Annotated in this window: 9 protein-coding genes and 1 pseudogene; 5 read left to right on the forward strand and 5 right to left on the reverse strand. The window is 47.0% G+C overall.

The features are described from left to right. Window positions 1–63: 63 nt before the first annotated feature. The 3 genes from QUA13_RS30660 to QUA13_RS30670 form a co-directional block, all read right to left on the reverse strand. Window positions 64–210, reverse strand: a complete 147-nt coding sequence (locus QUA13_RS30660) for a hypothetical protein (RefSeq protein WP_333204636.1) — start codon at window positions 208–210, stop codon at window positions 64–66. Between the two features lie 150 nt (window positions 211–360). Next, on the reverse strand, window positions 361–828 hold the full coding sequence (locus QUA13_RS30665) for a type I restriction enzyme HsdR N-terminal domain-containing protein (RefSeq protein WP_333204638.1): 468 nt from the start codon (window positions 826–828) through the stop codon (window positions 361–363). 133 nt (window positions 829–961) lie between these two features. Continuing rightward, window positions 962–1093 carry a hypothetical protein gene (locus QUA13_RS30670; RefSeq protein ID WP_333204639.1) on the reverse strand — a complete coding sequence of 44 codons (132 nt, stop codon included), beginning with the start codon at window positions 1091–1093 and terminating at the stop codon, window positions 962–964. Between the two features lie 63 nt (window positions 1094–1156). Between QUA13_RS30670 and QUA13_RS30675 the strand changes: the two genes are divergently transcribed. The 4 genes from QUA13_RS30675 to QUA13_RS30690 all read left to right on the forward strand — a co-directional run bounded on the left by QUA13_RS30675 (window position 1157) and on the right by QUA13_RS30690 (window position 3412). Continuing rightward, window positions 1157–1417 carry a sulfiredoxin gene (locus tag QUA13_RS30675; protein WP_333204641.1) on the forward strand — a complete coding sequence of 87 codons (261 nt, stop codon included), beginning with the start codon at window positions 1157–1159 and terminating at the stop codon, window positions 1415–1417. Window positions 1418–1512: 95 nt separating this feature from the next. Then, window positions 1513–2064 (forward strand): DNA starvation/stationary phase protection protein Dps, encoded by a 552-nt coding sequence (gene dps, locus QUA13_RS30680; protein WP_333204643.1) that lies wholly within the window; start codon window positions 1513–1515, stop codon window positions 2062–2064. Between the two features lie 78 nt (window positions 2065–2142). Then, the gene (locus QUA13_RS30685; protein ID WP_333204651.1) at window positions 2143–2847 is read left to right on the forward strand and encodes a helix-turn-helix domain-containing protein; all 705 of its coding nucleotides are present in this window, start codon (window positions 2143–2145) and stop codon (window positions 2845–2847) included. A gap of 238 nt (window positions 2848–3085) precedes the next feature. Further along, complete coding sequence (locus tag QUA13_RS30690) at window positions 3086–3412, forward strand: STAS domain-containing protein (protein WP_333204645.1); 327 nt, start codon at window positions 3086–3088, stop codon at window positions 3410–3412. Between the two features lie 56 nt (window positions 3413–3468). On the opposite strand, the gene QUA13_RS30695 is transcribed toward QUA13_RS30690, so the two are convergent. Beyond that, the gene (locus tag QUA13_RS30695; protein ID WP_333204647.1) at window positions 3469–4605 is read right to left on the reverse strand and encodes a SpoIIE family protein phosphatase; all 1137 of its coding nucleotides are present in this window, start codon (window positions 4603–4605) and stop codon (window positions 3469–3471) included. A gap of 956 nt (window positions 4606–5561) precedes the next feature. Here QUA13_RS30695 and QUA13_RS30700 point away from each other — a divergent pair. Beyond that, window positions 5562–6032, forward strand: a complete 471-nt coding sequence (locus QUA13_RS30700) for an ATP-binding protein (RefSeq protein WP_333204649.1) — start codon at window positions 5562–5564, stop codon at window positions 6030–6032. Between the two features lie 340 nt (window positions 6033–6372). Here QUA13_RS30700 and QUA13_RS30705 read toward each other — a convergent pair. Next, window positions 6373–7162: pseudogene (locus QUA13_RS30705) on the reverse strand (hypothetical protein); the annotation flags it as partial.

Consider the following 7162-nt stretch of genomic DNA (forward strand, 5'->3'; position numbering starts at 1 on the left):
CTGTAGGAGTGAAAATTGTCATCTCACACTTTTTTGATTATAACCGATAAGTCATCAACTTATTTATTTTTCATTCCCAAATTGAGCAAATACCCGACGTGCTGCATCGGCATCCTCAGCGCTGACTCGACCTTCATCTGTTGCCCATCTGACAAATTTGCGTATCATCAGAGCGAGACCGTGGGGAAAACCTTCGAGGTACGGTTTCACGTGCTTCTGTAAGGCATATTGCAGGCACATATAACTTAAACTCACCAGCCTGAGCACGTTGGAGCAACTGAATAGCCTGTGGACTTTGCAAGTGTGCTGGAGCAATAACATCGACTACCCAATTTGTTTCCACTAAAACTGCCTTGGGTTTCACTTTGCACTCTTACTCCATCTAGGGCCAGCAGCCCTCACTTCGCCAATTCGGAGAAGGCTAATTATTGGTTCGCCAAGTAGGTTTCTTAAATCATTTGGGAAGTTGTCCATACTAGCAGTCAGCTTCAGTTTCTCAAGCCATCGCTGAACTCGCGATTCAAACTCCATACCAGGGTTTGCTTTCCATTGTTCATCTGCAGGTGGTAGCAAAGAATCTGGAAGTTTCGCTTCACCAACTACATCAATTGACTCACCATTATACTTCTCTAAGGAGTCGCGGAGGAGAATCACACGCTCACCAGTTACGACAAGTCCAACTGAACAACCAATAGATGCCATAGTGTGTTTAAGCTGTGCAATAAGTTGAGCGTTGATACTGAGGTCTTTCAGCTTTACCTCAACGATCATCAAATATTCCCCATCTTGGCTTGTCACAACAATATCTGGTTGGGATGTTTTTATCATGGCATTATATCGCAGCAAATTTATTGGCGATGCAGTAAATCAACGACTAGCCTAGGCTTTGCGTAACAAAATTATAACTTGAGGGCATTCTAATTAGGTCATTTAAACGTCAATACACGGACAATCAATTGAGCTACCAAGTTGATGGGACAGAAATTTTAATGCTGATTTCTTCACCCACAGCCTCTAGCCCTCGATCCCCCGACACTACAGCAAACGGGCGATCGCACGCCCCCGTTCTCCCCATCTCAAAATTTCCTGACATTTTTATAGCTAAAACGAAGTCATTACGAGTATGATTTAAGAACAAGCAAAAAAGAGACCCGCCATGAGGATAGAAGAAATTCCCCTCAACCAGATTCGCCGCCCCCTGCCGCGAGTCAACGACCAAAGCAAAGTAGCCGCCCTCATGGAATCCATCCGCGAGGTAGGTTTAAACGAACCCATCGATGTGCTAGAAGTAGATGGTCAGTATTACGGATTTTCCGGCTGCCACCGCTACGAAGCTTGCCAGCGTCTCGGTTTAGAAACTATCCGCTGTAAAGTACGCCGAGCTACCCGTGCCGTGTTGCAGATGCACTTAGCCTGAGCCTCTCAATAGAAATTCACGACAGGCAAACATTCGATCGCCCAAAGCTTTCTAAGATATTCGATCGACAATCACTACTAACAACCTAAAAACCTATGACTGCCAACAACCACAAACAACATCTTTACCCCACCCGCATCGATATGTCAGCCGCCACCCGCTCTCAAGTAGTCGGGCTGCTCAACGCCACGCTGGCAACGACTCTGGACTTGAAAACTCAAGTCAAACAAGCTCACTGGAACGTTAAAGGCATGGACTTCTACCAGTTGCACTTGCTGTTTGACGAAATGGCAACAGAACTCGAAGAATACATCGATTTGGTTGCAGAACGGGTCACAGCTTTGGGCGGTTTGGCTGTAGGAACAGCCCGCACAGCCGCCGCAGATTCGATCCTGCCAGAATTTCCTTTCGACATTTTAGACGGGAAAGAATACGTGACCGCTTTAGCCGATCGCTACGCACCCTACGCCCAACACCTGCGAGTCGCGATCGACAAAGCAGCGGAACTCGGCGACGCCGATACAGCGGATCTGTACACCGAAATTTCGCGGACAATTGACAAGCGTTTGTGGTTCCTAGAAGCGCATTTGCAAGGTTCTGCGACAACTGCAACAGCCTCCGCCCGGGAAAAAGTAGCCGTCAAATAGCAAGCTTTCAAGAATTGAACTTGCATCTTCATAAATTGCGAAACTGCTGTGGGGCGGGCCGAACAGCCCGCCCCAAAAATGTATTTCGTTAATGCTCCTGACAGTTTACGATCGAGAGTATGTCCATTTATTAATTTGGATGAGTTTTTCGTGACTGCCAATATTCCAGATTATGCTCCTCAACTGCAACGCCTGATGCAACAGGCGGGGCTTTCGAGCGATCGAGAACTCAGCCAAAAAGCAGGAGTTCCCGAGATCCAGCTAAGTCGCCTGCGTCGCGGCTTAGCCCTGCAAACCCGAGCCCACATCCTGCTCAAAATCAGTCAAGCTTTGCAAATTTCCTTAACCGAACTGCTCGCAACATTGGCGCCAGACTATGTAGAGTTAGAACAGGCACCATCAACAGCCCTAGAACAAGAATATCAGCGCCTGCAAGCTTCGATCGAACACCAGCGAGAATCTTTGATGCAGGAATTCCAGCTATCTAGCGTGCAAATTTTAGAATCTTGGATGTTGCAGTGGCCGACTGCTGCGAGCAAAGCTCAAGAAAATCACCACTTGCGGGCTCAAAAACTACTGCCCTTGCTGCGGCCAGTCGAGCAGTTATTGGAGCATTGGGGAGTGGAGTCGATCGCCCCAGTCGGAGCCCAGATTCCCTACAACCCCCAACAGCACCAGCTCATGGAAGGAACAGCCCAGCCCGGAGAACCCGTCAAAGTCCGCTACACAGGCTACAGACAAGGCGACAAACTGCTCTACCGCGCCAAAGTTAGCCCTGTTTGATTAATACCAGAAGGCATTCGGCAGAACAAAGATTGTCCCCTCTCAAAATTCGCTCCCGGCGAAGCGCTGCGACTCCGATCGGCGTTACGATCCGCGACGAACACCATCTTTTGCACTCAAAACTATTCTCCCGCTCTCAGGCTCTGGCGCTTTCCCCCTTTCTTATTTGGCTCGGAGTCCATCTCGCAGCTATACTAGCCTAGTCTGGCTAGAAATTCTGACATTCCCACCGCAAAATATGAGTCCTGTAGTTAAAATTATTCAGCCCTCTGGCATTTTAGACGGCACCAAGGCAAGTCAATTCCGCCAAGAGATTAGCGACCTAGTGGAAGCGGGAGCCGATGTGGTATTGATAGACTTCACTGATGTGACATTTATGGATAGTTCTGGTTTGGGCGCTTTAGTCTTGGCGCTCAAAACAGTCCGGGCCGCTGGGAGTCAATTAGTTGTCTGTTCTATCAACGAGCAAATCCGCATCTTATTTGAACTCACCAGCATGGATCGAGTTTTCGAGATTTTTCCGACCCGCGAAGCCTTTAATAGCAAAATTCCCTCAGCTAACTAAATCTTTTGGCTGCTGCCTTCTTGCTATTTGGTCGCAGATGCGCTGCAAGAAGTCAGTTAGCCAAAGTTTACCTTGAGTAAAGACCAATCATCATCAAAAACTGCTTTAGCGTTCAACTTTTGAATGTAGTTCAAAACCAGCTCTAACTGGTCGGCACTTGCACCGTTGTAAGCTGCTAACAGGTCAACGAAAGGGTCAAGCCCCCAGATATTGCCGTCAGGTTGGTGGATCTCGTATACCCCGTCGCTAAAGATGTAGAGAGTGCTCAAATCCTCGACATCGCAGCAATTATCGACATAGGGGGCATCGGGGAACATCCCGACCGGCATTCCGGGGGTTTTTAATCGCTGGATTTTAGCAGTGCTCGCAGGGGACTGGGAAATCAACACCGCCGGGGGATGGCCGGCGCTGGCATAAATGAGCTGCCGAGAAATGCGGTTGTAAACGCCATACCAGATGGTGAAATACTTGTCATTTTGGTAGCTCATCTGGAAGGTGGTGTTGAGGGCCCGCAAAACGTCGCTGGGTTTGTAATAGTCTATGTTCGGGAGTGTGCGCGATCGCAGCAAATTCAGCACGGCCACAGAAGGCAGCGCCGCCCGCAAACCGTGACCGGCTACGTCGAGCAAGTAAATCGCCAAATAATCGGCATCTAGCCAGTTGTAGTCGAAGCAATCTCCCCCCAACTGCCGGGAGGGAATGAATTTTGCCTCAATGCTGAAAGGTTCCGTCATCGGATCTGGCAGCAGCGATTGCACGTACTCGGCGGCCTCGGCTAACTCTGCTTCCAGACTTTGCTTGGCTATTTTCAAATCTCGGCTGAGTTGGTGCAGCCTCAATCCCGCGCGTACTCTCGCCTGTAACTCGTTGAGTTCGATCGGCTTCGAGATAAAATCGTCGGCACCTGCGTCGAGCCCTTTGACTCGATCGGCGATCGAACCCAAAGAAGTCAACAAAAAGAATTGTGTAGTTGACAGCTCCGGATCTGCCTTAACTCGACGGCAGACATCTATGCCGGTCAAGCGCGGCATGATCCAATCGCAAATTATCAAGGCCGGACGCAATTTTTGCGCCTGGGCTACACCGTCTTCGCCATTACTTGCTACTGTCACTTCGTAACCCTGTTTTTTCAGGGTTCTTCTCAGCAGTTCTTGAACGGCCGTATCATCGTCAATAACCAGAATTTGAAACATGGGCACTTAGGTACTACAAGTTTTTCAAGGTCTGGGGGTCATTAAAAATATATCCTGTCAGCGCCCTTGTCTGAGATTGAGTATAGTCTATTGACACTCTCAGGTCTTTCATACACGATCAATTCTTCATTCAACGAGCTGACACCGCTTGCGACAGGATTACTCCTGTCTAAGTAGAGGTCGCTCTCTCCAGAAGCCTAAATTCCGGTATGCGCTACCGTACTCAATTAGTTCTTGACTTATAGTTAGGTTTTGTTCAAATGTAGCTTTCCTAAACAGCAACACCGTGTTTGTGTGACCGATCGCTCAACCAATCCAGTTAAGTTTTTATGTTGTTTAGTTATACTCACTTTTAGATCGATTACGATCGTACCACACCCAGCATAAGACGGATAAAAAAGAACACGGGGACTCTTCGTCCCTTGAGACGTTCGGCGAAGCGAGCGTCGAGCCGTCGCTTGGAATCCGGGCTCGATCGGGACAGGGTTTTCAATCTCCCAGAATATTTCTATAACATCGCTTTCCAGGTAAATGCTTTTGCCGGCCAGCCATCAAGTTCAATTTACCTTGAAATTTGAGGCAAATTTTGGTTCGGTTGAACTTCACCCCTAGTTTATACTCAGAATATAAACTTTTATGGACTTTTTTGGGCAGCAGGGACGAATTGACATCTGGGCGGGACTTCTGTTATCGTAAATACCTAATTAGTCGATTTGACATTTATTTTCCTAGCAGCAAAAGCTAGTACGATCGCACTCCCATTCAATTTTGCCCGGTTTTACATGGCAAAAGAGCCGATCGAGAATGTGGAAAATGAGGCTGCCAGTGAATGACTGCGATGGGTGATTTGGGTGGTAGCAGTTGCCGGCCTTTGGGCAAAAAAAGTTAAAAACGTAAAGTAAAGGCAATACAACATTTGTCTCTATTTTATGGAACTATAATTTCAGTGGCAGAGCGTGATTGAATTAAAAGGTTCCAAAAAGTTGCAAGTCCTAAAGAAAGCGGATCTTCAAGTCAATACTGGTCTGAGTGCTTTAGACCGAGTTTTGTCATGGTTTGCACAATTGTACGAGCAGCGAATTCCCACAAGTGTGTGGATACGCTGTCAGTTGGCTTTGGCTGAGGGCTTTACAAATGCGGTGCGTCACGCCCACGAGGGCAAACGGCCGGATTTGCCGGTTGACATTGAGGTGGCGGTGTGCACTGAATCAGTAGATATTAAAATTTGGGATTCGGGCGCTGCGTTTGATTTAGAGCAAAAAATTAAAGATATGTCGGAAAAAATCGATCCTGAAGCTTCAGGCGGCCGGGGTCTGAAGTTGATGAAAGACATCGCAGACAGTCTCAGTTATACGAGAACGGCTGATGGTCGGAACTGTTTGTCGATGGTCAAAAATTATTCGCCCTGTATCGACGATCGAAAATAACACTAATATTTTTAGCGGGTAAGGGTTGAGGGTAGCCCCTCAACTTTTCCCTCAGAACCCTAGCTGACTGTTAAGCTGCGTAGCAGTTTATTATATTTTGATTTGACTGCACCGCCCTAGATACTGGCAATTCCCATAGCATCGGTATTTCCGGTTCTTCCGTACTGAGAGTCCTAAAATATTATGGCACTGCCGTCCGAAGCAGATTAACTCGCAAATGAGGTAATCTCGGTGAGAGTCCCTATTGGCTTAGATTTTCTCAAACGGTTCACAGGCTGGGATGAGGCAGAAGTTTTATTTTTTATTTGAGCAAATTAGTTGGCTTCTGATCTAGGTAAGATTAACGAGAGAGCGGATTAGCTGGAGAACCAATCCGAAAAAGGATCGTAAAAACATTATCATTCAATAATAAACGATTCCCCAAAACATCATCACCATAATCATATTGCTTATTTTGCCAATTCAGGGATAGGGTAGGAGTGTTGTAGTTATTTTCCAGTTGCCAACTTACACTAGCACCGTAGAGAGAGCGAGTGGAGTTTTTATCGATGGGGGCGATATAACCAGACAGAGTGAGAGTGCTTAGAGGACGGATGGTTAACTCAGCCAGTAAGCGATCGTCGTAGGAATTGGGTAGGATATCACCAAAATAGTTGGTCAAACCAAGAGAAATAATTCCCCAATTCAGGCGAGCGCTAAGGGCAACTTCACTGGCTGGTGAAATACTAACTACATCACCAATTCTTGTTTCTCGATCGAGAGCATAATTGAAGCCAGTTGATAAGGTTAAATTTGCCCGCCTACTAAAGCGAAAGGTTTTGGCTACACTCCCCCAAATTTGGCTGTAATAATCGCGATCGGGGTTGAGATAACCAATCGCACCGCCACGAAAACTCCAATTGTTTAGCGTGTTTCTAGTGTAATCAGCACCGAGGTAGAGTTTGGGCTTTTCTGAAGCAATCACACCCGTATAGTATCGCAGGATATCTTCACCTCCCGTCCAGTTTCCGGTAAAGCTGAGATGAGGATAGTAAGAGCTTTTTTCCCTATAGATAGGGCTTGCTGAATAATCGATCGCAAACCAATAACAGGAGCGATCGATATCTGAAAGCTCAGTTAAAGATAAGTTA

Origin of the sequence: Microcoleus sp. S28C3 (assembly GCF_036700785.1) — a bacterium.
GTDB lineage: Bacteria > Cyanobacteriota > Cyanobacteriia > Cyanobacteriales > Microcoleaceae > Microcoleus > Microcoleus asticus.